Raw genomic sequence first — 24,389 nt, 5'->3', positions numbered from 1 at the left:
CACATCCGCCGCCCGCCCGGCGGCCGACCCCCGCGCCGCCCGCGCGGCACCGAAAGGACCCACCGTGCTGCGACTTCCCGACGCCTGGATCTGGGACTTCTGGCTCGCCCGCGAGGGCGACGCCCACCACCTGTACTTCCTGCGCGCCTCGCGCGCCCTCGGCGACCCGGACCGCCGACACTTCCGTGCCAGCGTCGGACACGCCGTCTCCACCGACCTGCGGACCTGGACGCAGGTCGCCGACGCCCTGGTCCCCGCCGACCGGCCCGCCTTCGACGACACCGCCACCTGGACCGGATCGGTGCTGCCCGGCCCGGACGGCCGCTGGTACATGTTCTACACCGGTGCCGGCAGCGCCGAACGCGGCCTGGTACAGCGGATCGGCCTGGCCACCTCCGACGACCTGGTCACCTGGGAACGGCACCCGTCCTCGCCGGTGCTGACGGCCGCCGGCTGCCACTACGAGCGCCTCGGCGACTCCACCTGGCCGGACGAGGCATGGCGCGACCCGTGGGTCTTCGCCGATCCGGACGGCGACGGTTGGCACATGCTCGTCACCGCGCGCTCCAACGAGGGCCCCGTGGACGACCGGGGAGTCATCGCGCACGCCCGGTCACACGACCTGGTGCACTGGACGGCGCAACCCCCGATCACCGCGCCCGGCAGCGGCTTCGGCCACTTGGAGGTCCCGCAGGTGGAGATCGTCGACGGCCAGCCCGTCCTGCTCTTCTCCTGCCTGCACGACCAGCTGGCGGAGCGGTCCCGCGACGCACGGGCCTGCGGGGTCTGGGCGGTGCCCGGCGAGTCGCTGCTCGGCCCGTTCGACGCCACCCGGGCGCAGCGGCTCACCGATGACAGCCTCTACAGCGGGCGGCTCGTACGGGACAACAACGGCCGGTGGCAGCTGCTCGCCTTCCTGCACCACGACGAACAGGGCCGGTTCGTCGGCGAGCTGAGCGACCCGATCCCGGTCCGGGTGACCGGCGACGGCACGGTTCTGCTCGGCGACGCCGGGGTGGGCGTGCCGTACTCGGTCCACGGGCGCCGTTCCGTCGCGGCCGATCCGGCACAGGCCGGCCCGGCAGCCCCGACCCGAGCCCAGACGGAGCCGGGCGTACGGCAGGGCGACACCGTGACCACGGGGGCCTGAGCCGTGCTGACCGTGCTCGGTGAGGCCGTGATCGATCTCGTTCCGACCGGCGAGGGTGACCTGCTCGCCGTCCGGCCCGGCGGCAGTCCACTCAACGTCGGGGTGGGGCTGGCCCGCCTCGGCCGCCGGACCACGATGCTGGCCCGCTTCTCCCGTACACCGCTCGGGCACCGGCTGCGCGTGCACGCCGAGGCGAACGGGGTGAACCTGGAGTCGGCCGTGACCGACGACCGCCCGGCCACCCTCGCGGTGGTGTCGGTCGGCGACACCGGATCGGCCACCTACGACTTCCGCCTGAACGGAACCGCCGACTGGCACTGGACCACCGAGGAACTGGCCCACCTGCCCGCCGACACCCGGGTGCTGCACACCGGTTCCCTTGCGACGCTGCTGGCACCCGGAGCGGACCGGGTGGCGGAACTGCTGGCCCGGGAACACGCCGCCGGGAAGGTCCTCATCAGCCTCGACCCGAACGTGCGACCGATGGTGCTCCCCGACCCGGACGCCGCCCGGCGTCGGTTGCTCGCCCTGGCCCGTCACGCCCACCTGGTCAAGGCCAGCGACGAGGACACCGCCTGGATCTTCCCGGGCTTATCGGTGGAACAGGCCGCCCGTGCTCTCCGCGACCTCGGCGTCGCCCTGGTCGTGGTGACCCGGGGCGCGGCCGGCGCGTACGCCCTGAATGACGCTGCCGAGGTTCATCACCCCGCCCGCCAGGTGGACGTGGCGGACACCGTGGGCGCGGGTGACGCGTTCACCGCCGGCCTCCTCGACGCCCTGGTCGAGTTCGACGCCGCCACCCCCGCCGCGATCGGCGGACTCGACGTCGAGCGGCTGCGCGGGGTACTCGACCGGGCGACGACGGTGGCCGCCCTGACGTGCACCCGGCCCGGGGCGGACCCTCCGCGTCGTGCCGAGCTGGTCGACGCCTGACCCGTCGGCCCGCTCCGGCGGCAGGGACAGCCCCGATCACATCGTCGGCCGAACAGTCATTGACATCACTTTAACGGCACCGTCACAATTTACTGGCACCTGCCAAAACGTTTTGGCACTGGCGAAACTCCTGACACTCGACCCTTGAGAGGTCCGCGTGCTTCCTCTCCGCACGACACTCACCCGTCGCCAAGCGCTGACCGCGCTTGTCGGTGCGGGCGTCCTGCTGTCCACCACCGCCGCCGGGCCGGGCAGCCCGGCCCGGCCGGGCAACCCGCCGCAGACGGATCCCGGCACTCCCGGTGCCAGCACGAGATCCACGCCAGACACCGGCTACGCGCACCTGCTGGGTGTCCTGTAGGGGTCGTCTGCAGGTCCGATCCCCCCAAACGGCCCGGGGCCGCCCGACCCGACACCGACCAGAAACCGAAAGGGATGTCATGCCCAACGTCTACGACGTGACCACGTGGACCGTGCCGGGACAGCCCGGCGTCACCGCGACCTCCGACATCGGCGCCGTTATCAACAGCATCATCGCGCAGATCAAGGCCGACCAGCCGAACCCGGCCAGCCGACCGGGAGCCACCATCTACATCCCGCCGGGGGACTACTCGCTCAAGACGCGCGTGACCATCGACATCAGCTACCTGCAGATCAAGGGCGCTGGGCACGGCTTCATGTCGCTGAGCTACCGCTACAACTCCGGCACGTCGGGATGGGCCGAGATCAACCCGGGTGCGAGCCGGGTCCGCGTCGAGAAGACCGACGGCAACGGAGACGCCTTCCTTGTCGGTCGCTCCAGCGCCCCCCGCATAGCGAGCGTCGAGTTTCGCGACTTCTGCATCGACGGTGTGAACTTCACGCCCAACCAGAACTCCTACCTGAACGGCAAGACCGGTATCAGGCTGTCGACCGCGAACGACTCGTGCCGCATCGAGGGCATGGGCTTCCTCTACCTCGAACACGGAATCGTGGCGTACGGCGCCGACGCGATCAACATCACCAACAACTTCATCGCCGAATGCGGCAGCTGTGTCGAACTGACGGGATACGGGTTCGCCAGCAAGGTGACGAACAACCATGTCGGCGCGGGGTACGTCGGCTTCTCAGTGTTCGTCGAGGGGCACGAGGGCCTACTGATAACGGGAAACAACATCTTCCCGCGGGGCCGCAGCATGGTTCACCTGAAGAACGCCAGTCGGTGCAGCATCAGCAGCAACCTGTTCCACAACTTCTACCCGGGCATGATCGACATGGAGGGAGGGAACAACAACAACCTCATCGCGTCGAACCACTTCCGGCGCAACCGAGAGAACTTCGGCGTGATGCAGGCCTACAACAACGGCAAGGACGACCTCTATGGCCTGATCATGATTCGCGGCGACGACAACTTCGTCACGAGCAACCTGTTCTACTACGATGTGCCGACCGCCAACATCCAGCCCTCGGGGGCCCGGCCCACGATCATCCGCGTCAACACCGGGGCACGGAACCAGATCACCAACAACATGGTGTCCTACAGCAACGTCCCCTTCTTCGCCGTCGTCCTCGACGGCGCGAGCACGCAGACGAAGATCCTGGACAGCGGCACCGCCGCTCAGATAGACAACCAGTTCACGAACAACTTCACCCTGCGGCCCACGCCCTAGTTCGGCCATCTGACCGAGCACCGCCACCACCCGCCGGCCGCCATCGTGTGCAGAGAGCGCAGCGCGGCCCGCGTCGCGTCGGGTGCGGCGCATAGGCGTCGTTGATGACCGTCGCCCTGACGCCCGTGAACGGTGGTGGCCGTCGTCCTCGTCGGCCTCAGCGTTGATCGACGGCCGTGCCGGCACGCCCTGACACCGCTGACCGTCGCCGACCTGACGGCCGGCCTCGTTCCCCGCGCTGGCGCGGCGTCGCCGGCGGTCCCGAGCCCCGGACAGGGCGGGGTTGCCGGCCGCACCCCGCCCCGTCCCGCTCGCCGCCACTACGGCTTCGCCACGACCTTCACGCAGTCCTCCTGCTTGTTCTTTCCGGTCACCGGTCGAGCGCGGCGGCCAGGCGTCGCGCCTCGGTGACCAGCCGGCTCGACCCGCCGCGCGCGGCGACCTCGGCCAGCCCGGGCACGTCGATCCGGGCGCCGGTCGCGCCCGCCGTCTCCGCCGCCAGGGTCAACAGGTCCGGGGTGCCGCGCGGGGCCTTCGGGGCCGCGAGCAGTGCGGGCAACGCGGCGGCGAGCAGGCGCCAGGTGCTCAGCGGGGCACCGGCGGCGGCCGCGTCGCGCAGCGGCTGCAGGGTGCGGGTCAACGTGAGGTCACCGACGGCGGCGAGGGCGCCGAGATGGGCCCCGACCGCGGGAGCGTCCAGGTCGCCGGCGGCGCCCAGCATCAGCAGGGCGTCAACGGCGGCGACCCGGTCGGACTCGTGCCGGGCACCCAGGCCGTACGCGAGGGCGAGGTCGACGGCGGGACCGCCCTCGCCGTCGCACTCGGCGAGCAGCGGCAGGATCGCGGCGCCGCCGGACAGGTCCTGGTCGGCGCTGCTGGCGATGTCGGGCAGCGCGTACGCCGCGACCAGCCCTCGGTAGCCGGGCAGCACGGCCGGCCAGAGCAGGGCCGCGCCGCCGACGTAGCTGTCCACGGATCCGGCCGGCACGGTGAGCAGGCCGAACGGGTCGTCGACGCCCTCCGGCGGGCGGAGAAGCACGTGCGTCCGCTGCCGGGGCAGCTCGTCGTACCCCCAGTCGTAGCCCTGTCGGCGCTCCCGGCGGGGCAGCGTGACCACCTGCTGGTCAGAGGCCGGCAGGCCAGCGGCGCGCAGCCATCCGGCGAGCCGGTCACCGGCGGGCGTGCCGAGCGCCGCCGCCTTGGCCGCGAGGGGCTCGTCGACCCTCGCGGGCAGCCGCAGCAGGGCCTGCGTCAGGTCCACCTCCCACGCGCCGCGCTCGCCGAGCCGGGTCAGGCGCTCGTACAGCACCTGCGGGTCGATGGCGCCGTTTGCCGCGGTCGGGGCCGCGAGCAGACCGGGGTGCTGGGGCGGGCCGACGCGATCACCGATCTCGGCCAGCCGGGCCCGCAGCAGCCGGTGCGGCGGGGGTATCCGTGGATCGAGGGACGGTCCGCCCGGCGTGCGGCGCCGCAACGCCGCCAGCATCGCGGCCCACCGTCCCCGTCGTACGCCCCCCTCGACCGGGTCGGCCGCGGCGTGCAGCACCCCGCCGAGGAGACCGCACAGGCAGCACGGGTCCCAGGAGTGCTCCTCCGCGCCGGCACGGTGCCGCCGCAGCACCGGAATCAGGGCCTCTCTCAGCCGGGCCCGGTCGTCACCGGCGAGCCGGACCACTGCGTCGAGGACCCGTTCCAGACCGGACGCCGTCGTGGGGCCGCCGAGCAGGCAGGCGACCTCCTCCGCCAGCTCGTCCGGGTCGGTGATGGCCGGGGGCGCGGGCAGCGGGCCGGCCGGTGGCGGCAGGTCGTCGCCCACCGCACCGACCACGACCCGCGGGGCGACCACGTGCCCGTGCCGGGCGGCCAGCGTGCCGGCCCGGTCGCGGACGTCCGCAGCCGGGTGGTCGACCGCTGTCGCGATGACCTCGGCGATCTCCGCCGCCCGGTCGGGGTGCCGGCGGGCCAGCTGGTCCAGCCAGCCGAGCTGGGCGCGGACCAGCGCCTTGTCCGGCCGGACGAGGACGGCCCGCGACGCGTCGAGCAGCCCCTCGACCTCCACACCGTCGAGAGCCCGCAGCGCCTTCTGCGCCGCCGACGCCACGAACCCGGGGGCGTCGGCGAGCAGGCGCAGGTAGTTTCCGCGATGCCGGTCGACCTCGCTGGCGGTGGGCTCCAGCAGGACGTGCAGTGTGACGAACGCGCGCAACGCGGCCGGCCGGTCGCCGCGCAACAGCCGGCTCACGCAGCCGTCGAGCAGCATCGTCCGGTCCAGGCGGCCCTCGCCGGCCAGCCGCGCCAGCGCGCGCGGCAGGGCGAACGTCTCGTCGGTCATGAACTCGTCGAACGACATCCGCATCCCGGCGCCGTCCACCTCGAACAGGCGCGGCACCAGGGCGTCGAGGAACACATCGGCCCGGAGCCGATCCACCAGCGGGACCGGTCGCTGCCACTCCGGCGGCCACGCCATCAGGGCGAGCCACCCCTCCACGAACTGGTCACCGGTGGGTGTCGCCGCCTTCTCGGCGGTGAGCAGCTCGGCGACGAATTCCCAGCCCTCCATCGGGTCGTCCCGGCGGAGCCGGTCCGCCAGCCGGGATGCCAGCTCGGCCAGCCAGGTCACTCCGCGCGCACGGGCGACCTGGACCACCAGCCCGGCATCGGCGCCCCGCAGCGACACGTTCCGCCGGCCGAGCAGCTCGGCCGCCGTGGCGGCGGTGGGCAGGCACCCGACCGCAGCCACCGCCAGGGCCGTCGCCTCGTGGTTCCACCACCAGTTGTCGCGCCGCCGGCGCACGTGGGCCACCAGCCCGTCGGCGAACGACCGCCGCCCCTGGTCGTCGAGGCCGGTGACCGCGTCCACGGCGGCGCCGATGTCGCCCCGGACCAGGAACTCGAACGGATCGCTCACGCCCCGACCTCCACCGGAGCGCCCACCATGGTCGTGGCGAGCGCGTGCTTGCAGGGCCCGCGCTGACCGCGGTGCCGCGCCCACCAGGGGCAGGAGCAGGTGTACGAGCCGTCCGTCCGGCGGCGGACCCGGTAGACCTCGTCGCCGTGGCGGACGGTCGCCGCCTCGCCGTCGAGCGTGACCGCGCCCGCCTCGACCAGCAACCGCGCCCCGACCAGCCGGGGATTGTCCCGCTCGGCCCGGCCGGCGTCGTACGGCAGAACCCGGTGGAAGTAGCCCGCCTCGGCCACGTCGAAGCCGACCCGACCGGCGGTGCCCAGCTCGGCCAGCGCGGCCCGGACGCGGTCCGCCGAGATCCCCGCCGAGGTGGCCAGCGCGTGCACGTCGATCGTCGGGTCCCAGGACAGCAGCGCGGCGACCAGCGCGGCGTCGTCGGCGACGTCGTCCGTGGCGAGCGCGGTCAGCGCGCCGCCCTCGCCGGAGAAACCCCGGTAGGGCTCCGGCGACAGGGCCAGCGACAGCCGCAGCGCGCCGGTGTCGAGCTCCCACACGCTCGGCAGCGGCGGCGATCCGGCCGCCGCCGGTGGCCCGTACACCCGGAGGGTCTTCGCGTACCGGAGCAGCCCACGCAGCGTGGCGAGCCGTCCGGCGCCGGCCAGGCACACCGCGCCGGACACCGGGCGCGAGGTCAGCCGCAGCGAGCGCCCGGCCGGCACGACCCAGAGCACCGACCGGTCGTTGCCCGCCGGCAGCCGGCGCAGGAAGGCGGCCGCCTCTGCCGCCGGGATCTCCGCCCGCGGTTCCATGGCCGCGGCGATGAGATGGACCTCGGCGAACCCCCGCAGCCAACGCCCGGGTAGCGGCACCTTCTTCTCCACCACCGAACCGTCGAGGGTGGACACGGTCAGGTCGTCGGGCCCCACCGACAGGTGCAGCGGGTCGATGCCGCCCACTCGAGCCAGCGCCTCCCGTAGCGGCGCGTTCACGTCGACGTTGGTGGTGCCGTGCTCGACGATGTCGCCGTCGAAGCCGGCCGGCACGACGTCCAGCCGCGCGTACACCCCGCAGCAGCCGGAGAACGACTCGAAGCGCATCCGGTCCCGGCTGCCGGTGACCACGGGATCGAGGCTCGCCGGGCTGACCGGCTGGTGATACCGGGTCCGGGCGACTTCGGCGACCGCCAGCAGCCCGGCGGCCGCCGCCTGCGGAGTCGTCAGGAAGCCGGAGAAGAACCGCGGGTTGGTCGCGGGCCCGCCACTGGTCTGCAGCGCCAGGTCACCCCGGTGCAGCGTGGACGGCTGGAGGTAGCGGTAAGTCTGAAGGGCGCTCACGGCTGCAGAACCTACGACGAACCCCCGACACCGGGCCGCAACGAGCCGCGCAACGCCTCAGGGTGCGGGGACGGCTGCCGCGTACAGTGGGATCGTTGAATTCCTGGTCGGCCGACCGGCGTGGCACCGATGACCGCGGCCAGCCGTGGTCACGGCCCGACACTCTGGTCGAAGCCCTGCGCTGCCGATCTGCTCCCATAATCGGACGGGGAGGCCACATGGATCTCACCGAACGCCGTCAGCTTGCCGGCGGGGCGCTCGACGGCCACCTGGGTGGCAATGCGGCCTCGATCCAGGCCACGGCCCGGGCCCTGGCCAAGGTCGGGTCCGCCGCGGCCGTGGTGCTCGTCGAAGGCATCAGCGACCAGACCGCCCTGGAAACGGCAGCACTGGCTCGGGGCCGGGATCTCGACGCCGAGCGGGTCGTGATCCTGCCGATCGGCGGGGCGCACGCGATCGGCCGCTTCCTGACGAGCTTGGCCCCGCTGGGCACCCTGGTGCGACTTGCCGGTCTGTGCGACCTGCGTGAGGAGGAGATATTCCGGCGCGGACTGGACACGGCCCAGGTCGGCTCACCCCGCACGCGCGCCGACCTGGAGCACCTCGGGTTCTACGTCTGCGTGAAGGACCTGGAGGAGGAGCTGATCCGCGCCGTCGGCACCGCAGCGGTCGAAGCGCTCTTCGACTCGCAGGGCGACCTCCGATCGTTCCGGTCGTTCCAGGGCCAGCCGGCCTGGCGCGACCAGAGGCCCGAAGCGCAGATGTGGCGGTTCCTGCGCAGCAGCTCGCGCCGCAACCTGCGCTACGCACGTCTGCTCGTCGAGGTGGCAGCTGGCCGGGATGCCCTGCCCCGGCCGCTCGACGCGCTGCTCACCACCGTGTAACCCGCCGACGGTGCAAGCCCGGGCAGGACAGACAGACCGGCTGGGCCAGGCGGCATCTATGGTGCCTGCATGTCTCTTCACGACCAGGATCTGGCCATCGAAGCGGCGGAAGCCGGGGCAGCGGTCGTCCGCTCCCACTACGGCTCATCGCTGACGCACTTCGAGAAGTCTGCGGGCGACTTCGCCACCAGCGCCGACATCGAGTCCGAGAAGGCCATCCTCGACGTCCTGCGTGGGGCGCGCCCGAACGACCTCGTGGTGAGTGAGGAGATCGGACGCACGGGCACCGGCGGAAACGGTCGTACCTGGTTGGTCGATCCGTTGTGCGGAACCGTGAATTTCGCGGTGGGGACCATGCTGGCCTCGGTGAACGTAGCTCTGCGGACCGGGGAGCAGATCGCGGTGGCCGCCTGTGCCGACCCGTTCACCGATGAGGTGTTCTGGACCGACGGCGTCGCTGCGTACGTGCGTCGCGGTGGTGAAGACCAGCGACTTGACCCGTCAGCCGATTCGAGGCTGGTCGACGTCAATCTTGACCCGCCGTTTCCCAACAACGCCGTCTTCTCGGCCGCCCGGATGCTCGCTGACGAGAGCTTCGTCGAGCAGTTCCGCCCGCGCGTGGTCTCCACCACCCTGGCGGTGGCCTGGGTCGCCGCCGGTCGCCGCGCCGGCTATGTCACCGATGGCCACCTGCGCGACAGCGTCCACTTCGCGGCCGGCGTCGCGCTCTGCCAGGCGGCCGGCTGTGTCGTCACCGGGATCGACGGCCAGCCGATGCACACCGGTGCCGGCGGGCTCGTCGCAGCCGCTGACGAGCAGACGCATGCGGCCCTGCTCACGCTCGTCAGCAAGCAACGTGCGGGGACGGTCACTTGATGGAGCTGCATCACCCCGGAGATCACCCAGCGCTGGTGCGATCAGGTAGACCAGGATCATCGGCGCCAGTGCCATTGACGTACTTCTACGCGCCTCCGCTCGGCCCGGTAGCTCGGAACGACGGAGCAGGGGCCCGTGGCTGCCGCCGCGGCGCCGTCAGACCAGCAGGCGCTCCCGCAGGTGCGCGCCCAGATTGATCCCACCGACCGTCCGGCCGGCCGGGTCGTACACGTCGAGGGTGTTGTTGCGCCGCATCCACTCACGGACCGGAGGGGGCAGCCGGGGCGGGTCGTCCATGGCGGCGAGGATCTGCCCGGCGGTCGTGACCAGTCGATCGGCCAGGGCGACGGCGTCGGTGTCCACGCGCACCCGCCCGTACTCCCATCCGACGGCGGTCAGGTCGAGCACCTCGAACACGCGGGTCAGCAGCGGGGTCGGGTCGGTCACCCGGTCGAGCCGGGGCGCCCGGCGGCCGACCACCGCGACGGCGGCGGCCACGTGGGCGTACGGGTGGAAGCCGCACGGCAACGCGATCAGGGGCCACCGCAGAGCCGGGCCGGCCTCCCTCCACAGCGGCCGGTAGTTCCGGCGGTGCACCAGGAGTCGCCGGCCCGTCCGTCGGTGTATGTCGTGGGCCTGGGCCTGCAGGTCCGCGTGGGCCTCGTCGGCGACCTGGCACACGATCCGGGCCGCTACCGCCAGGCCGTCGTCGCTGTCGAGTCGTCCGATGATGGCCTCGACCTGCTCGGGAAACCGCTCCTGCGCGTAGGCGCCGTATCGGTGCCGGACGTCCTGCAGCAGCGCCTGCTGTCGCTCCGGATCGAGCTGGACCCGCCCGCCACCCAGCAACCGCTGGAGCCACCGCATGTCGCCTCGTTTCAGCAGAGCCGTCCCGGACCGCGGCAATGCTAGTGCGTCCGGCGTCCCTGCTGTCCGAAGGGGTGGCGAAGCGGCCCCGGCCCAGGTCGGCGGGTCACCCTCGTCGGCGCAAGGGCGAGGTCACGGCTCCCCGGTCGGGTCGGCGTGCTCCCCGGCTGTCGGCCTGAGGTCAGCGTCCTGCCAGTGGCGGCTGAGCCTGCGCCACCACTCGGGGTGCTCGTACACGACCTGACGCAGGACCGGACTGTGCCCGTGGAGGAAGATGGCGAAGTCGTGCCACCCCTCGTGCTCCCGCACGGTGGGCATCAGCTCAACGGTCATGAGGCCGTACTCGAGGACGTCGCACAGCAACGGCGCCAGTTGCCGCACCCTGATCCCTTCCGCTGAATCCGGATCGGGCGGCGCCTTGTCGGAGTAGAAGTAGGGATGGATCTCCGGCCTCTCGATGAGGAACGTCTGAAACTGATGGAGGCGTTCGATCCCGTTGTACATGGCGCCCAGTGCGGCGATCCCATTGCTGATCCGCGTCTGCTTCGTCAGTTGACGAGTCTGGAAGGCTACGAAGGCCAGCGATGCGATGACGCCCAGGGATGCGATCACCTCGGCTACGGCGGAGACCAATCTGCCCTCCCTCTCGACCGCGTAGCTGCGAGGGTAGGACCGGTGCGCCACCGGATGTGGAGCGCGGACGGTGCGCTACGCCGACATGCCGACCCGACCCGGTGGGTGGACGCCACGGGCACCCGGGCGGTCAGGCCGCCTGTGTCCGTGGCGTCGGTAGGCGTCCTGCGGCGATGATCTCCAGCGTGAGGACGGCGGCGATGCCCTCCGCGGCGAGGAGCGCGACGAGGACGAGTAGCTGGGTGGCGCCGGCCTGAGCGGGGGTGCCGCCGCCGAGCAGGACGCCGACGAAGGCGCCGGGCAGGGTGACCAGGCCGACGGTGCGGGTCTGGTCGAGGGCGGGTACGAGGGCGTGCGCGGCGACTGTCCGGCAGATCTCCAGGGTGGCCTCGCGAGGTGTGAGGCCGATCGCGAGGGCGGCCTCGTACTCGCCGTGGCGGGTGCGGAGCTCGTCGAGGATCCGGCGGCCGGCCAGCGAGGTGGCGGTCATGGCGCCGCCGATCAGGATGCCGGCGATCGGCAGGACCGCCACGGTCCTGGCCGGTACGGCCGTGGTGGCCAGCAGCGCGGTGAGGATCGGCAGTGCCCCGGCGGTGATCGGAAGGGCGACCCATCGGCCCCGCCGGATGGTGGTGGTCACCCGGCGTGCCGAGGTGGCGGCGGCGATCGTCAGCATGAGCACGATGAAGCCGGCGGTTGCCCAGGGCGAGGTGAGCACGACCGCGATGGCGGTGGAGACGGCGGCGAGTTGGAGCACGGCGCGTACGACGGCGGTCAGCATCTGACGGCTGATCCGGTCGCGGAGGTGGTAGCCGGTCAGGGCGGCCGTGACGGTCAGGACGAGGAGTGCGGCGGCCAGTGCTGGACCGGCGGTGACGGCGGGGTCCTCCATGCGGCTCAGCATCGCCGACGCGGACCCGGACGTCGCCGACCGGATGCCGACAAGCCGCCGGCAGGGGAGGGGGCCACGCCCTTCCGCTCGTTCAGGCGGCGACCGGGGCGGCCTGACGGGCGTGCAGTCGGGCGGCGCGTTCGGTGTCGTCGATGCGGGGACAGGTGACGCAGACGGGCTGGTCGAGGGTGTAGTAGAAGCAGCAGTCACCGCGTTCGCGGGTGATCGCGTTCGTGCCGTCCGGTAGCGGAAGCCGGCGGAACCCGGCGCGTCCCCGCAGTGGTCGGGTGGCGTCGGCCAGCAGGCTCTCGGCCAGTTCCACGCCGGCCTGCTCGTCGTCGAGTTGACTGCCGAACGCCCAGGAGGCGGTGGCCAGCGTGTCGGTCGCGGTGCGCCACAGCCCGGTCGGGCGGCGGGCACCGTGGCGCGCGGCGGCGTCGACGACGGGCGCCATCAGGTCGGCGAAGCTGGTACGGACGGTGGCGAGGGTTTCTGGTGCGTGGCGGTCGACCTGATCGGCGTGGGTGGCGGTGACCCGGATCCGCCAGCAAGGGGTCGCGGTTTCGTCGGCGGCGAACCAGGCGGTGACCCCGCCGGGAACGGGGCGGGCCAGGGTGTCGGCCGCGAGCAGCGGCCCGACGAGGGCCCCCGCGACGCACCACGAGTACTCCATCAGCAGCAGGGTGGCGGTGACGTAGTCGCGTGGTTGCTGGCCGGTGCGTACGGCGAGGTCGTGGCCGGTCTGGGCGTAGGCGGCGGCGTACCCGGGCGCGGTGGCGAGCCCGGCGCCGGTCCACCACCTCGGGTCGTCGGGGTCCGGCGAGCCGGGTCTTTCCGCAAGTTCCCAGCTGGTGTCCGGGGTCGACAGGTGCCGATACACCGGCGCGAGGTCCGAGGCCGAATTCCGCTCCACGGTCGCTTAGGTTAGCCTAACCTCCGATTGCTCGATGTCGGAGGGACGAGGATGCGCACACCCTTGCTGCGCCGCGGAATGTGGGCGGCCGTGGCGGCCACCGTCGTGGCGCTGGCGTCCGGATGCTCCGGACTCGATCGGGACCCGGACGGTACGCCGGCGGCGTCGGCGAGCGCGGGCGCCGCGTTCCCCGTGACCGTGACCGACGCGGCGGGCACCGCGCACACCTTCGCCAAGCCGGTCGAGCGCATCGCGTGCTACTGGTACGGCTGCAACTCCATGCTCGCCGACCTGGGGCTGCTGCCGGTGCTGACGTGGAAGGACGAGAGCCTGCGCTCGAAGGTCTTCCTCGGCGAGGGTTACTCCCAGGTGCGTACGGTGGAGAACTTCAAGAACCCGGAGGAGGTCGCGCAGGCCGAGCCGGAGCTGATCATTGGGCGCACCCCGAGGAGCGACGACTTCGACGCTCTGAAGGCGGCGGGGACCACCTTCTACATGGACGGCGGCTTCGACAAGGGCATCGCCGTCTACGAGCAGAACCTGCGGTGGCTGGGCGCCATCACCGGACGTACCGCGCAGGCCGAGCAGGCCATCGGCCGGTTCGCCAGTGTGCTGAACACCGTCAAGGGCAAGGCGCCGGCCGACGCGAAGGAGACCAGCTTCGCGGTGCTCAGCGGCTACGACACGGCCAAGTACGCGGTGTTCTTCGACAACGTGATCTTCTGCCAGCTGATCGAGGCCAACGGGCTGGGGGACTGTGTGCTCACCGCCCCCGCCGGTGTGAAGGTCGAGGACGCCTACGGCGAGGTCGGCGCGGAGTACCTGCTCAAGACCAACCCCGACTACATCGCCAACCAGTACGACGGCACCCCGGCCACGTCGATCAGCCAGCGCAAGGACGCGGTCTGGCCGAAGATCCCCGCGGTGCAGCAGGGCCGGGCCTTCGACACCGAGGCGCAGTTCTACTGCTGCTCGGTGCGAGAGCTGCAGTACGCGCTGGAGACGTACGCCCACAAGGTCTTCCCGGGTGCGGGCTTCGTGGATCCGGGCCGCATGCGCGACTACGACCCGGCCGCCGGCGGCGTCAACCGCCAATGACAACCGTGTTCCCCGCCCCTGTGGCTCGGCTGGCAGCCGAGCCACAGGGGCTTCGGCAGCGGCGGGCGGGCGGTCGACGCCTCGCGGTCGTCTGCCTCGTGCTGGCGGGGGCCGTGCTGCTGCTCGGGGTCGGCGCGATCACCCAGGGCGTCCCGGACGTCGAGGTGCGCTTCGCCCTCGACGCGGTCGCCGGCCGTGCGGGCGACGACGTCACGGCTTACCTGGTACGGCAGAACCGCCTGCCGCGCGTGGTCGCGGCGCTGGCGTGCGGCGCCGCCCTGGGCGGGATCGGCGTCCTGCTGCAGGACTCGCTGCGCAACCCGATCGCCGAGCCCGGGCTGCTGGGGGTGGCGCACGGTGCGTCGCTCGTGGTCACCCTGCAGGTGCTGTTCGGTGTGTCGCTGCCGGGAGTCGCCCGGCCCGTCGCCTGCCTCCTCGGGGGCCTGGCCGCCGGTGCGCTGTTGCTGGCGGTCAACCGCCGCATCACCGACCCGGTACGTCTGGTCCTGACCGGCTTCGCCCTGGCCACCCTCTTCTCCGCGGTGATCAGCGCCGCCCTCGTCCTCGCCCCGTCGACCGGAGGACAGACCCAGGCGACGGTCAACCGTTACCTGTCCGGCTCACTGTCCGGGCTGGCGTGGCCGGAGGTGCGGGTTCTGCTGCTGTGGGTCGGTGCCGGGCTACCGGTCGCCCTGCTGCTCGGCCGGGTGCTCAACCTGCTGCAACTCGGCGACGACACCGCCGCCGGCCTCGGCGTGCACGTCGGTCGTACCCGCCTCGGACTTCTCGTGCTCGCCATGGTGCTGCTGGCGCCGGTGGTCGCCGTCGCCGGACCGCTGAGCTTCGTCGGGCTGCTCGCCGCCCACGTCGCCCGAGGTCTGCTGGGCAGCAGTGACTCCCGGCAGGTGCTACCGGTTGCCGTCCTGGCCGGCGCCCTGGTCACTCTGATCGCCGACCAACTGGGACGCCTGGCGTTCGAGCCCCTGGAGATCCCGGCCGGCATCTGGACGGTCCTGGTCGGCGGACCCCTGGCGATCGTCGTCGCGACCCGGGCAGCCGCCCAGCGGCGGGCCGCCCGATGAGAGCGGTCCTGCGCCACCGGGCGCCGCTGCCGGCCGTACTGGCCACCGGCGCCGTCGCTGTCGCGGCGCTGCTCCTCGCCCACCTGGTCGCCGGCACGGTCACCGTCACCCCCGACCGGGTCCTCGCCGTGCTCTCTGGTGGCGACGCCACCCGGGCGGAGATCATCGCCGTCGACGTGCGGCTACCTCGGGCCGTGGTCGGCCTGATCGTCGGGGCGCTGCTCGGCGCGGCCGGCGCGCTGCTGCAGTCCCTGGTCCGCAACCCTCTCGCCTCACCGGACCTGACCGGTGTCGCTCAAGGGGCCACCGCGTCCGTGCTGTGCTGGATCGTCTGGGGCCCGGCGACCGGTGGCGCGGTACTGCCGCTGGTGGCCGCCACCGGCGGTCTCGCCGCCGCCGCCGTCGTGCACCTGGTGACCCGCCGCGCCGGCGCCGACGGCGAACGGCTGATCCTCGTCGGCATCCTCGTCGGCGGGGTGCTCTCCTCGGCCACCAGCATCGCGCTGCTCTTCAGCGGCGACCGCGTCACCACCGCCCTCGGCTGGCTGCTCGGCTCCCTGGAACTGCGGGACTGGACCGATCTCAACCTCCTGCTGGCGTACCTCGCCCCGGTCACCGTGCTGGTCATCGCCGCGGTGCCGCTGGCCGCGCTGCTGCACCTCGGGCCCGACGTCACCGCCACTCTCGGCGCGCGTCCCGCCCGCGCGCAGGCACTCGTCCTGCTCGCCGCCGTACTGGCCACGGCCGCCGCGGTCAGCATCGCCGGCGCCGTCGCGTTCATCGGTCTGGTCGCCCCACACCTGGCCCGCCGCGTCGTCGGCGCAGCCCCACGCCGCACCGTGCCGATCGCCGCCCTGCTCGGCGCGCTGTTGCTCAGCGCCGCCGACCTGGCCGCCCGCACGTTCCGGCTGCAGGCCATCCCCGGCCTCGCCGACATCGACACCGCACCGTTCGCCCTGCCCGTCGGCGTCTTCACCGCTCTGCTCGGCGTCCCTTTCCTGCTCCACGTCATCCGGCGGAGGACCTCATGACCACACTGGCCGACCCGGTCCGCACCACGAGCGCCGTCGAAGCCACCGACATCACGGTCGGCTACGGCACCAGAGAAGTGCTGCACGGCGTCGACCTGCACGCACTGCGGGGCAGCGTCACCGCTCTGATCGGCCCCAACGGCTCAGGCAAGTCGACGCTGCTCAAGACCTGCGCCCGCCTGCTGCGCCCCACGGGCGGCACGGTGCTGCTCGACGGGCACGACCTCGCGGCCCTGCCCACCCGCGACATCGCCCGACGCATGGCCGTGCTTCCCCAGGCTCCCACCGCGCCAGCGCACCTGACCGTCCGGGAGCTGGTCGAGCAGGGCCGCTTCCCCCACGCCGGCGTGCTGCGGATGCTGCGCCGCCAGGACCACGAGGCCATCGACGAGGCCGTCCGCGCCACCCGACTGGAAGACCTCCTGCACCGCGACGTCGACACCCTCTCCGGCGGCGAACGTCAACGGGCCTGGATCGCCCTCACCCTCGCCCAACAGGCCCCCATCCTGCTGCTCGACGAACCCACGACCTTCCTCGACATCGGCCACCAGCTCGAAGTCCTCGAACTCGTCCGCCACCTCAACGCCACCCGTGGCATGACCATCGTCATGGTTCTGCACGACCTCAACCAGGCCGCCCAGTTCGCCGACCACCTGATGGTCCTGCACTCCGGCCGCGTGGTCCGAGCCGGCGACCCCGCCGCCGTGCTCACCGCGGACCTGCTGCGCGACGTCTTCCGCGTCGTCGCCCACATCAGCACCGACGCCACCGGCCGTCCCGTCTGCGTCCCACTGCGTTCCATCAAGGACGACACCGCGAGACAGGATCGGACCACCTCGTAGCTCCGGCGGGTTCGCGCCGGCTGCGGCGGCGTACCCTACGCGCGAGACGGATCAAGCGCGGCACCCGGTCGTGCCGATGTGAGTTCACGTATCGCGAATCGCGCAACAGTAGGTCAGGTCAGCACTTGCGCGCCATGGGGTCCTGGTTCACGGCTGGATACTGGCGGAGGCCTGGGCAGTCGGGCGTCCTGCGGTGGATTCTCTGCAAAGCCGCCGCGACGATGTGCCGGACGGCCCGCGGATCAGGTCGACGGCAGAATCGGCTCGTACGCGACGCCGGTCAGTCGTTCCGATTCATTCCACAGCTGTCGAGCCAATGCCCGGTCATGCGCCTGAGGACTGGCCCGGACCGGCGCCGGAGCGCCTCTCAGCTCGCCGATCCCGGACGGACCGTAGTACTGCCCGCCGGTGGCCGCGGGATCCGTCGCGGCTCGAAGAACGGCCAGCGCGCCACGCTCGGGCGACTGGGTGATCAGGCGGCCCAAGGTGTGCACCAGCAGCGCCGGGTTCGCGCCGCGGAACAGCCCGGTCCACACACCACCGGGATGCGCGGCCAGTGATGAGGTCGCCGCATCAGCTTGCGTCAGCCGGCGGTGCAACTCGAACGCGAACAGCAGATTCGCCAGCTTGGATCGCGAGTACGCCGCCGCATGCCGGTAGTTGTGCCTCATCGGCAGGTCGGCAGTGTCCACCACACCGGCACGGTGACTCACACTGCTCACCGTCACGATTCGTGAACCGGGCGTGCCCAACATGGCACCGAGCAGCAGGCCGGTGAACGCGAAATGCCCGAGATGGTTGACACCAAGCTGCATCTCAAATCCGTCACGGGTCTCGGCCCGCATGGCTGACCACGCGCCCGCATTGTTGATCAGCAGATCGATTCTCGGATACTCGTCCGTCAGCTCGGCGGCGGCCGATCGGATCGAGTCCAAGGCCGCGAGGTCCAACCGGGTCACAGCGGTCGAACGGCCGATGCGGGCCGCCGCGTCGGCGCCTCGGGCGGGATCCCGCACGGCCAGCACGACATGGCATCCTCGCTGGGCCAAGGCCTTGGCGGTGGCAAATCCGATGCCGGCACTGGCCCCGGTCACCACCGCGACTCGACCGGCTTGGCTCGGCACGTCCTGCATTCCCCACATGCCGCCGTCACTCCCGAATCTTCGCCGCCGTGGACCGCACGATACCCCCCTCGTGCGTCCCCGGCGGACTGGTGGTGTTCCGGTGGCGGCGAGGGCAGGCTCCGTGGCGACATGGCCTTGACCTCATTCGAGGTTGAGGTTTCATCATGGCTGGGTCGCTCGTCGGACCACGCCCCCTGGAGGTCGCCATGCCGGTCGTCTACCGCGTCGACAAGTTCGTCGTTCCCGACCATGCCCGCGACGAGTTCTGGGGACACGTCAGTCGTACGCACGAAATCCTCCGCAAGCAGCCCGGCTTCCTCGACGACGCGCTCCTGGAGCGCCACTCCGGGCCTGGGCGGTTCAACGCGGTGACCATCGTGCGATGGTCCTCCGCCGACGACCTGCCCGCCGCGCGGTCGGCCGTCGAGGCCGCGCATCAGGCGGCAGGCTTCGCCCCTCGCGACTTCTTCGAGCGTGCCGGTATCGAGCCGGACGTAGCCAACTACGCCGAGATACCTGCCGTCTGAGGCCAGCCCGCCGGCCAGAGGTGGCAGGGCTCATCGCATGTTCTGGGCGATCGGCCGGGCGGCGGGACACCGCGTTGCCGGGCACCCGGTGTGACCAGGGGAGGGGCGGCCCGGGCCGCCCCGTCCCCTGCCCTCTGGCGTCAGGTCGAGGCGGGCGGCCTCACGCGTACGGGTCGACCCGGGCGACGACGATCGGCCGGGCGGTCGTGTCGTACCAGGTGTTCGAGCTCAGGCTCCACCGGTGCTCGGTGATCCGGCCGGTGGCGCGGCTGGTGCGGATGAACATCCAGCCTGATCCGGCACCGTCGGCCTCGGTCCAGGTCTGGGTGTCGGCGTCGTAGTAGAAGCGGCTGTCCGGGTAGCCGCGCGGGTTGGCCGGGTTGCCGTGCGGGCTGGAGGTGCTGTCCAACAGGGAAATGGCCCACTCCCGGTAGTCGGGATGGCTGTCGTCGTGCAGCCGGGTTCCCGGGCCGATGATCGCCATGTGCCCGCTCTCGCTGGTGCTGGCGCCGGTGTACTTGATCGCCATGATGTCCCCGGGTTGCAGGGTCATGTACGACAGGAATGAGAGGTTGAAGGCGCGTACGCCGGGGATGTCGTCGGTCCGGTCCCGGTCGGCGGCGAAGGCGTCGTGGAACACCGCGCTGTTTGGGTACGACGTGCCGAACTCGTCGTTGAAGAAGGTCGAGGTCGCCCACGGGAAAGTGTGGGTCAGCAGCCGGCGGACGAAGGTCGCGCACCGGGTCTCGTTGCGGTAGGTGGTCGGCTGGCCGGGAGTACCGAAGACCACCGTGGTCGCGGCGCTGGGTGCGCTGTAGAAGTTGTAGTCGCTCTCCTGCGGCCAGCCGATCTGGTTGAGGTTGTCGATCAGTTCGGCGGCGGCGTCGGCCAGGGGCCGGCCGTGGTTGATCGACCCCATCTCCGTACCGTTGTCGGCGGAAGCCGGTGGTACGCCGACACCGAGGACGACGGCCAGGGCGGCTGAGGCTGTCACACCGGCGCGGAGGGCTGTTCGCTGTGCTCTGCTGTTCATCACTGCGCTCTCGTGCGTTCCGTCCCGTGTACGGGAGACGTATTCCGGTGAATGCGTCGATCGGAGTATTCATCCGGGCGCTCCCTTGAGGCATACGTTTTCCCTCCGGCGGCCGGACCCGATCACCAATATGTCGTTGACAGCGGAAGCATCGGTACGAGCTGCGAAAACGTCAGTCCGGAATGGCGGCACGGCCGCCGGTGCCACAATTCCATCGTCTCGTTCCGGCAGTTCCGCTGTCGCCATCCGGACTGGTCAGGTGCGGTGCTCGCGATGGTCTGCGGTCCGATCCGGCGTTGATGGTGTTGGCGGAGGCGGTGCAGGGCCTGCGCATCCGGCCATGCTCACCGGAGGTGCAGCGACTGTCTCTCGGTGTCTGACAACGTCGGGCAGGACAAGGTCACCTCGGGTCGGCGGGCTCGTACGGCGACTGTCGGGCGCGCAGGAACGGGCGCAGGCCGAGGTCGTCCTTGTTGGCCAGGAAGGCGCCACGGGCGTTGAGTAGCGTCTCCTCAGCGTGGTCGATGCAGCCCCATACGGTGTCGCCCCAGGAGTCGGCCAGCTTCACTGCCGCCTGGCGCGTGCAGGCTTGGCCCTGTGGTCCGCCGATCTGGCAGCGGTCCGGTGCGTCGCCGCGTTGACTGATCGCCTGTGCGGCCTGCCGGAGGAGGGAGAGGCGGGCGGTTGCCCCGGCGGTCTGGTCCGGTTGGGCTTGTGCGGGAACGACGGCACGTTGGCCGAGGAGCACGACGTTGTTGTCGGGGTCCCGGGTGCGGGCTTCTCCTGCGGGGGCGTGCTCGGGATGCCCGGTTCGCTCCACCGGGTGTCCGGCCGCGGTGAGCGCCGCCACAGTGGCATCGAGGTCGTCGACGAAGAGGTAGGTCAGCAGCGGTAGTTCCACGGTGATCAGCGGTGGGGTCACCGAGGCCAGCAGCATCGTCAGGTCGCGGCACTGCAGGTGGGACCAGCGGGAGGAGTCACCGTCACTGCCGCTGCGCGTCTGCTCGTACCCGAACAGCTCGTAGAAGCGACGCGACGCCTCGATATCCGTCACGTACACCACTGGCACCTGGGCTTGGACCCGCACCGAACTCCGCACCGAACAACTTTACTTCGGCCGGAAGTGTTGATTACCTGGACCGGCGCTACGGCCTTCCGTCGTCATGGTCCGCCGCCCCACGGGTGGTCGACCGTCTGGTCGGTCTGTGATCATGGCGCCTGCGTGAGCGAGCCGTTCACGTGTCGGCAGCTGTCATCCCGCCTGTTCCGCCGCTACGGCTGCCTGCAGGAGGGCTCCCAGGGGTAGGGGAGCGCGCATGGCTGCGGACCCGGCGTCAGCGCTGGCGATTCAGGCGGTTTGGGCCGGTTAGGCTGTCGGGTGGCGGCGTGGCGAGGGGGTGGCGGTGAACGCAGGTGGGCCGGACATGACCCCGTCGGCGGACCTGCTGGCCTTGCTGGACTCCGATCCTCACGGGTGTGCGTTGGCCGCGGCGGTTCGTGACCGGGATGGCATGATCGCCGATTTCACGCTGGTCTACCTCAACGAGGCCGGAGGCCGGTTTCTGGGGCGGCCCCGGGAGGAGTTGATCGGCCGCCGCTACCGGGAGCTGTGGCCGGACACCGTCACCGATGGCACCCTGCCGTTCTATCGGCAGGTGGTGCAGGAACGGGTGCCGGCGGTGCGCACCGTGTACTACGACCGGGCGAGCGTGGCGGGGCATTTCGAGTTCCGGGTGGTGCCGTTCGGTGACGGGTTCATCGCGCGGTTCGTTGATCTACGCAAGCTGACCGTGGGGGCGCAGACAAAGGGCGGGGTTCGCCTGTACGAGGCGCTCGACGCGGCGTTCGACGGGTTCGCCCTGCTGCGGGCGATTCGGGAAGACGCCGGGGTGATCGTGGATTTCACCCGCGAGTACGTCAATCAGATCGGCGCCAAGCTCGTCGGCCGCACCGTCGAGGAACTTGTCGGACGTCGGATCGGCGAGACGTCCAGCAGCACGGAGCTGGGCCTGCTCCCGTTCCTCGGCGAGGTCGCCGACAGCGGCGAGCCGTGGCAGCGGCAGGTCGCCTCTCCTGCCACCGGCCAGGTGTGGGACATAAAAGTCGCACGCGTCGACGTCGATGTCATCGCGGTGTCCTACCGGGACGTCACCAAACAGGTCGTTCGTCAGGAGCAACTGGTGAGCAGCGCGGCGCAGGTCCGCGCTGCCGCCACGCGCATTGCGGCGCTGCAGGCCGTCACCGCCGCACTGGTCGCGGCGAGCACACCAGAACAGGTGTACGCCGCGCTGGGCGAGGTGGTGCGGTCCACGGCGGGCGGCAACAGCCTGGCAGTGCTGTTCACCGAGCAGGACCGGCTGGTGTTGCGCTACCACGTCGGATATGAAGACCACGTCGTCGCCGCGCTGCGCGACCTGCCCCTGTCTCACCCCTATCCGGCGGCGGGCGTCAGTGTCACCGGCGAGCCGCGCTACCTCGGCTCACCGGCGGAGTTCACCGCGGCGCAGCCCGACCCGCGCACCGCCATCCCGGGTGGGGGAAGAGAGGCGTGGGCGTTCCTGCCGCTGAGCACCGGTGGGCAGGTGCTGGGCGCGCTGGTGATCGGTTACCCCCGGCTGCGGGAATTCGACGCCGACGAGCGCGAGAATCTGATCGCTTTCAGCCGGCTGGCCGCCCAGGCGCTACAGCGGGCACTGCTGTTCCAGGCTCAGATGTCGATCGCGGCAGACCTGCAACGCGCCCTGCTCCCCACCGTGTTGCCCACCCTGTCCGGCGCACGGCACGCCGTGCGGTACCTGCCCTGGACCAAGGGTGCGGACATCGGCGGCGACTGGTACGACGTCATCCGAATCGACTCTGCCACCGCGGCGGTCGTCATCGGGGACGTCGCCGGCCACAGCCCGCAGGCAGCGGCCACGATGGGCCAGATCCGCAATGCCATCCGCGCCTACGCCGCTGACGGACACAGCCCCACCGGGGTGATGCAACGGGTGAACCAGTTGCTGCTGCGGTTCGAGCCTCATGCCATGGCCACCTGCTGCTACCTGGAGCTGCACCTGACCGAGGGAACCGCGACCGCAGCCCTCGCCGGGCACCCACCTCCCGTGTTGCGTGTGGATGGCCGGGCCCGTTGTCTGGACCTGCGGACCGGGCCCCCGCTGGGTGTGCGCGGCGCCCACTACCGCGACTCCACCTTCCTGCTGCCCCGCGGGTCCACCCTCGTCCTCTACACCGATGGCCTCGTCGAAGACCGCCGCTACCCCCTCGACCAAGGCATCACCGACCTGTACGCGGCGCTCGACTCCGCACCGACGGACGATCCCGAGGACCTGGTGGAACATCTGCTGAGCTCTGATGTCGGACCCCGTCCGCGCCGCGACGACGTGGCCATCCTCGCGCTCACCGTCGACGCGGAACCGCCGCCCGGGCCAGGCACCGCGCGGCGGCGCTTCCGCGGTGACGCCCTCAGCACATCCGCCGCCCGTCATTTCGCCGACGACATCCTCGTCGCCTGGGACCAGCACCCGCTACGCGAGGACACGTCCCTTCTCCTCGGCGAGGTCGTCGCCAACGCGGTACAGCACACCGTCGGGGACGTGGAAGTCATCATCACGCTGGGCCAGCGGCTGCGCATCGACGTGCACGACAGCAGCAACCGGCGCCCCGTCAAGCGCCCCGTCGACGGCTGCAGCGACACCGGCCGGGGCCTGCACATCATCGAGCGCCTCGCCCACTCGTGGGGGTCCGCACCACTTCCCGGAACCGGCAAGACCGTCTGGTTCGAACTGCACCCGCCCGAGCAACAAGCGTGACCGCGCTGGCGTTTTGCGCGGGGGTAAGCGCACCCCAGCCGGCAGACCTGCAGCTGCCGTAGAGCCTTCCGTCGCCGCCGACGGTGACCGCCCTGCACCAGCAGGTCGCCACCGAGTTGGTCGAGGACGCGCCTGAGGTCGGCGACGCGTAGACGCCAGATTTCCGGTGGCGGGGATCGTGAGGGGTGATGGTCGGCGTCCTGCGCGTTCCCCGTCGCTGAGGTTTGTCGGCGCCCCGTTGGCGTGGCGGCCCGCGTTCGTCGCCTCCGCGCCCGGCCGCGAGGTGATCTCAACGGTGGCCTCCGGCTCGGCTACCGATGATTCCCGTCTTTATGCCCGCATTGTCCTGATTGTTGGGCCATCTTTTGTCTGATCGACCAGAACATTCGCTCTTCTCGACAGAAGATGTGGACTTGCCGATCGAAGTCCCTTAATGTTTCGGCTCATCAACCCAATGTTGCGGGTGTGTCAAATCGTCGGCGTCGATGACCGTCTGCACTCGGACCGGTGGCTGTCGTGCTGTCCAGCTGCACACAGTCGGCGGGTCCTCTCGTGATCAGGAGGAACGATGGGCACACGGCTGCTACGCCGATTCCGCGGTCCTGTCCTAGGTTCAGTCGCGCTCTCCCTCACCGCCGCCGGCCTGTGGGCCACCCCGGCCGTGGCGGCGGTCGACCAGGAACCGGGCGTCACACTGCGCGTCTACGACGTACAGGTCCCGCTCAGCGAGATCTGCACGCTCAAGACGGGGCAGACCCCGAACGTCGACAAGCTGATGTCCACGATCAACTGGACCTCGGCGAC

Annotated in this window: 22 protein-coding genes; 13 read left to right on the top strand and 9 right to left on the bottom strand. The window is 71.3% G+C overall.

All coding sequences use genetic code 11. From position 1 onward, the window contains the following. Positions 1–64 precede the first annotated feature (64 nt). From ACTMSW_RS25995 to ACTMSW_RS25980, 4 genes are all read left to right on the top strand, one after another. Positions 65–1,150, top strand: coding sequence for a glycosyl hydrolase family 32 (locus ACTMSW_RS25995; RefSeq protein ID WP_441183313.1), 1,086 nt, complete (start codon positions 65–67; stop codon positions 1,148–1,150). Positions 1,151–1,153: 3 nt separating this feature from the next. Next, positions 1,154–2,083: a carbohydrate kinase family protein gene (locus ACTMSW_RS25990; RefSeq protein ID WP_441183312.1), complete on the top strand. Its 930-nt coding sequence runs from the start codon at positions 1,154–1,156 to the stop codon at positions 2,081–2,083. Positions 2,084–2,240: 157 nt separating this feature from the next. Beyond that, complete coding sequence (locus ACTMSW_RS25985) at positions 2,241–2,444, top strand: hypothetical protein (protein ID WP_441183311.1); 204 nt, start codon at positions 2,241–2,243, stop codon at positions 2,442–2,444. 79 nt (positions 2,445–2,523) lie between these two features. Then, on the top strand, positions 2,524–3,732 hold the full coding sequence (locus tag ACTMSW_RS25980; RefSeq protein WP_441183310.1) for a right-handed parallel beta-helix repeat-containing protein: 1,209 nt from the start codon (positions 2,524–2,526) through the stop codon (positions 3,730–3,732). A 370-nt stretch (positions 3,733–4,102) separates the two neighbouring features. Here the strand turns inward: ACTMSW_RS25980 and ACTMSW_RS25975 are convergent, their stop codons facing one another. Together ACTMSW_RS25975 and ACTMSW_RS25970 are read right to left on the bottom strand one after the other, a co-directional pair. Beyond that, positions 4,103–6,640, bottom strand: coding sequence for a hypothetical protein (locus tag ACTMSW_RS25975; RefSeq protein WP_441183309.1), 2,538 nt, complete (start codon positions 6,638–6,640; stop codon positions 4,103–4,105). Beyond that, positions 6,637–7,971 (bottom strand): SWIM zinc finger family protein, encoded by a 1,335-nt coding sequence (locus ACTMSW_RS25970; RefSeq protein ID WP_441183308.1) that lies wholly within the window; start codon positions 7,969–7,971, stop codon positions 6,637–6,639. The genes ACTMSW_RS25975 and ACTMSW_RS25970 overlap by 4 nt, the downstream gene beginning before the upstream one ends. A gap of 95 nt (positions 7,972–8,066) precedes the next feature. Here ACTMSW_RS25970 and ACTMSW_RS25965 point away from each other — a divergent pair, with 95 nt between their 5' ends. Continuing rightward, positions 8,067–8,855 (top strand): TOPRIM nucleotidyl transferase/hydrolase domain-containing protein, encoded by a 789-nt coding sequence (locus ACTMSW_RS25965; RefSeq protein ID WP_441183307.1) that lies wholly within the window; start codon positions 8,067–8,069, stop codon positions 8,853–8,855. A gap of 69 nt (positions 8,856–8,924) precedes the next feature. After that, complete coding sequence (locus ACTMSW_RS25960) at positions 8,925–9,731, top strand: inositol monophosphatase family protein (protein ID WP_441183306.1); 807 nt, start codon at positions 8,925–8,927, stop codon at positions 9,729–9,731. Positions 9,732–9,887: 156 nt separating this feature from the next. On the opposite strand, the gene ACTMSW_RS25955 is transcribed toward ACTMSW_RS25960, so the two are convergent. The 4 genes from ACTMSW_RS25955 to ACTMSW_RS25940 form a co-directional block, all read right to left on the bottom strand. Further along, positions 9,888–10,598, bottom strand: a complete 711-nt coding sequence (locus ACTMSW_RS25955; RefSeq protein WP_441183305.1) for a hypothetical protein — start codon at positions 10,596–10,598, stop codon at positions 9,888–9,890. 132 nt (positions 10,599–10,730) lie between these two features. Beyond that, positions 10,731–11,231: a hypothetical protein gene (locus ACTMSW_RS25950; protein ID WP_441183304.1), complete on the bottom strand. Its 501-nt coding sequence runs from the start codon at positions 11,229–11,231 to the stop codon at positions 10,731–10,733. Positions 11,232–11,361: 130 nt separating this feature from the next. Beyond that, positions 11,362–12,123 carry an ABC transporter permease gene (locus tag ACTMSW_RS25945; RefSeq protein ID WP_441183303.1) on the bottom strand — a complete coding sequence of 254 codons (762 nt, stop codon included), beginning with the start codon at positions 12,121–12,123 and terminating at the stop codon, positions 11,362–11,364. Positions 12,124–12,214: 91 nt separating this feature from the next. Further along, positions 12,215–13,036 (bottom strand): hypothetical protein, encoded by an 822-nt coding sequence (locus ACTMSW_RS25940; protein ID WP_441183302.1) that lies wholly within the window; start codon positions 13,034–13,036, stop codon positions 12,215–12,217. A gap of 51 nt (positions 13,037–13,087) precedes the next feature. Here ACTMSW_RS25940 and ACTMSW_RS25935 point away from each other — a divergent pair, with 51 nt between their 5' ends. From ACTMSW_RS25935 to ACTMSW_RS25920, 4 genes are read left to right on the top strand one after another with little or no spacing between them, the layout of a single operon-like run. Beyond that, the gene (locus tag ACTMSW_RS25935; protein ID WP_441183301.1) at positions 13,088–14,134 is read left to right on the top strand and encodes an ABC transporter substrate-binding protein; all 1,047 of its coding nucleotides are present in this window, start codon (positions 13,088–13,090) and stop codon (positions 14,132–14,134) included. Positions 14,135–14,154: 20 nt separating this feature from the next. Continuing rightward, on the top strand, positions 14,155–15,216 hold the full coding sequence (locus ACTMSW_RS25930; protein ID WP_441183300.1) for a FecCD family ABC transporter permease: 1,062 nt from the start codon (positions 14,155–14,157) through the stop codon (positions 15,214–15,216). Next, complete coding sequence (locus ACTMSW_RS25925; protein WP_441183299.1) at positions 15,213–16,247, top strand: FecCD family ABC transporter permease; 1,035 nt, start codon at positions 15,213–15,215, stop codon at positions 16,245–16,247. Before ACTMSW_RS25930 ends, ACTMSW_RS25925 begins: the two co-directional genes overlap by 4 nt. Next, positions 16,244–17,089 (top strand): ABC transporter ATP-binding protein, encoded by an 846-nt coding sequence (locus ACTMSW_RS25920; protein WP_441183298.1) that lies wholly within the window; start codon positions 16,244–16,246, stop codon positions 17,087–17,089. The genes ACTMSW_RS25925 and ACTMSW_RS25920 overlap by 4 nt, the downstream gene beginning before the upstream one ends. 242 nt (positions 17,090–17,331) lie before the next feature. Here the strand turns inward: ACTMSW_RS25920 and ACTMSW_RS25915 are convergent, their stop codons facing one another. After that, positions 17,332–18,222 (bottom strand): oxidoreductase, encoded by an 891-nt coding sequence (locus ACTMSW_RS25915; protein WP_441183297.1) that lies wholly within the window; start codon positions 18,220–18,222, stop codon positions 17,332–17,334. A gap of 155 nt (positions 18,223–18,377) precedes the next feature. Here ACTMSW_RS25915 and ACTMSW_RS25910 point away from each other — a divergent pair, with 155 nt between their 5' ends. Continuing rightward, a complete protein-coding gene (locus tag ACTMSW_RS25910) occupies positions 18,378–18,740 on the top strand; it encodes an antibiotic biosynthesis monooxygenase family protein (protein WP_441183296.1) in 363 nt (120 codons plus the stop codon). 160 nt (positions 18,741–18,900) lie between these two features. On the opposite strand, the gene ACTMSW_RS25905 is transcribed toward ACTMSW_RS25910, so the two are convergent. Both ACTMSW_RS25905 and ACTMSW_RS25900 read right to left on the bottom strand, forming a co-directional pair. After that, the gene (locus tag ACTMSW_RS25905; RefSeq protein WP_441183295.1) at positions 18,901–19,773 is read right to left on the bottom strand and encodes a hypothetical protein; all 873 of its coding nucleotides are present in this window, start codon (positions 19,771–19,773) and stop codon (positions 18,901–18,903) included. Positions 19,774–20,173: 400 nt separating this feature from the next. Then, positions 20,174–20,833: a VOC family protein gene (locus ACTMSW_RS25900; RefSeq protein WP_441183294.1), complete on the bottom strand. Its 660-nt coding sequence runs from the start codon at positions 20,831–20,833 to the stop codon at positions 20,174–20,176. Positions 20,834–21,284: 451 nt separating this feature from the next. Between ACTMSW_RS25900 and ACTMSW_RS25895 the strand changes: the two genes are divergently transcribed. Both ACTMSW_RS25895 and ACTMSW_RS25890 read left to right on the top strand, forming a co-directional pair. Beyond that, a complete protein-coding gene (locus ACTMSW_RS25895) occupies positions 21,285–23,585 on the top strand; it encodes a SpoIIE family protein phosphatase (RefSeq protein WP_441183293.1) in 2,301 nt (766 codons plus the stop codon). A 568-nt stretch (positions 23,586–24,153) separates the two neighbouring features. Further along, positions 24,154–24,389, top strand: a 236-nt coding sequence (locus ACTMSW_RS25890; protein ID WP_441183292.1) for a hypothetical protein, incomplete at its 3' end; no start/stop codon positions are given.

Source organism: Micromonospora sp. BQ11, assembly GCF_052068135.1.
GTDB lineage: Bacteria > Actinomycetota > Actinomycetes > Mycobacteriales > Micromonosporaceae > Micromonospora.
Note: the sequence above shows the minus strand (reverse complement) of the source record. Positions and strands in the feature narration are given on the sequence as shown.

Coding starts and splice junctions, on each gene's coding strand:
- ACTMSW_RS25920 (WP_441183298.1), top strand. CDS start 16,244: ATGACCACACTGGCCGACCCGGTCCGCACCACGAGCGCCGTCGAAGCC.
- ACTMSW_RS25955 (WP_441183305.1), bottom strand. CDS start 10,598: ATGCGGTGGCTCCAGCGGTTGCTGGGTGGCGGGCGGGTCCAGCTCGAT.
- ACTMSW_RS25905 (WP_441183295.1), bottom strand. CDS start 19,773: ATGAACAGCAGAGCACAGCGAACAGCCCTCCGCGCCGGTGTGACAGCC.
- ACTMSW_RS25925 (WP_441183299.1), top strand. CDS start 15,213: ATGAGAGCGGTCCTGCGCCACCGGGCGCCGCTGCCGGCCGTACTGGCC.
- ACTMSW_RS25960 (WP_441183306.1), top strand. CDS start 8,925: ATGTCTCTTCACGACCAGGATCTGGCCATCGAAGCGGCGGAAGCCGGG.
- ACTMSW_RS25895 (WP_441183293.1), top strand. CDS start 21,285: ATGATCGCCGATTTCACGCTGGTCTACCTCAACGAGGCCGGAGGCCGG.
- ACTMSW_RS25935 (WP_441183301.1), top strand. CDS start 13,088: ATGCGCACACCCTTGCTGCGCCGCGGAATGTGGGCGGCCGTGGCGGCC.
- ACTMSW_RS25910 (WP_441183296.1), top strand. CDS start 18,378: ATGGCTGGGTCGCTCGTCGGACCACGCCCCCTGGAGGTCGCCATGCCG.
- ACTMSW_RS25915 (WP_441183297.1), bottom strand. CDS start 18,222: ATGCAGGACGTGCCGAGCCAAGCCGGTCGAGTCGCGGTGGTGACCGGG.
- ACTMSW_RS25945 (WP_441183303.1), bottom strand. CDS start 12,123: ATGGAGGACCCCGCCGTCACCGCCGGTCCAGCACTGGCCGCCGCACTC.
- ACTMSW_RS25980 (WP_441183310.1), top strand. CDS start 2,524: ATGCCCAACGTCTACGACGTGACCACGTGGACCGTGCCGGGACAGCCC.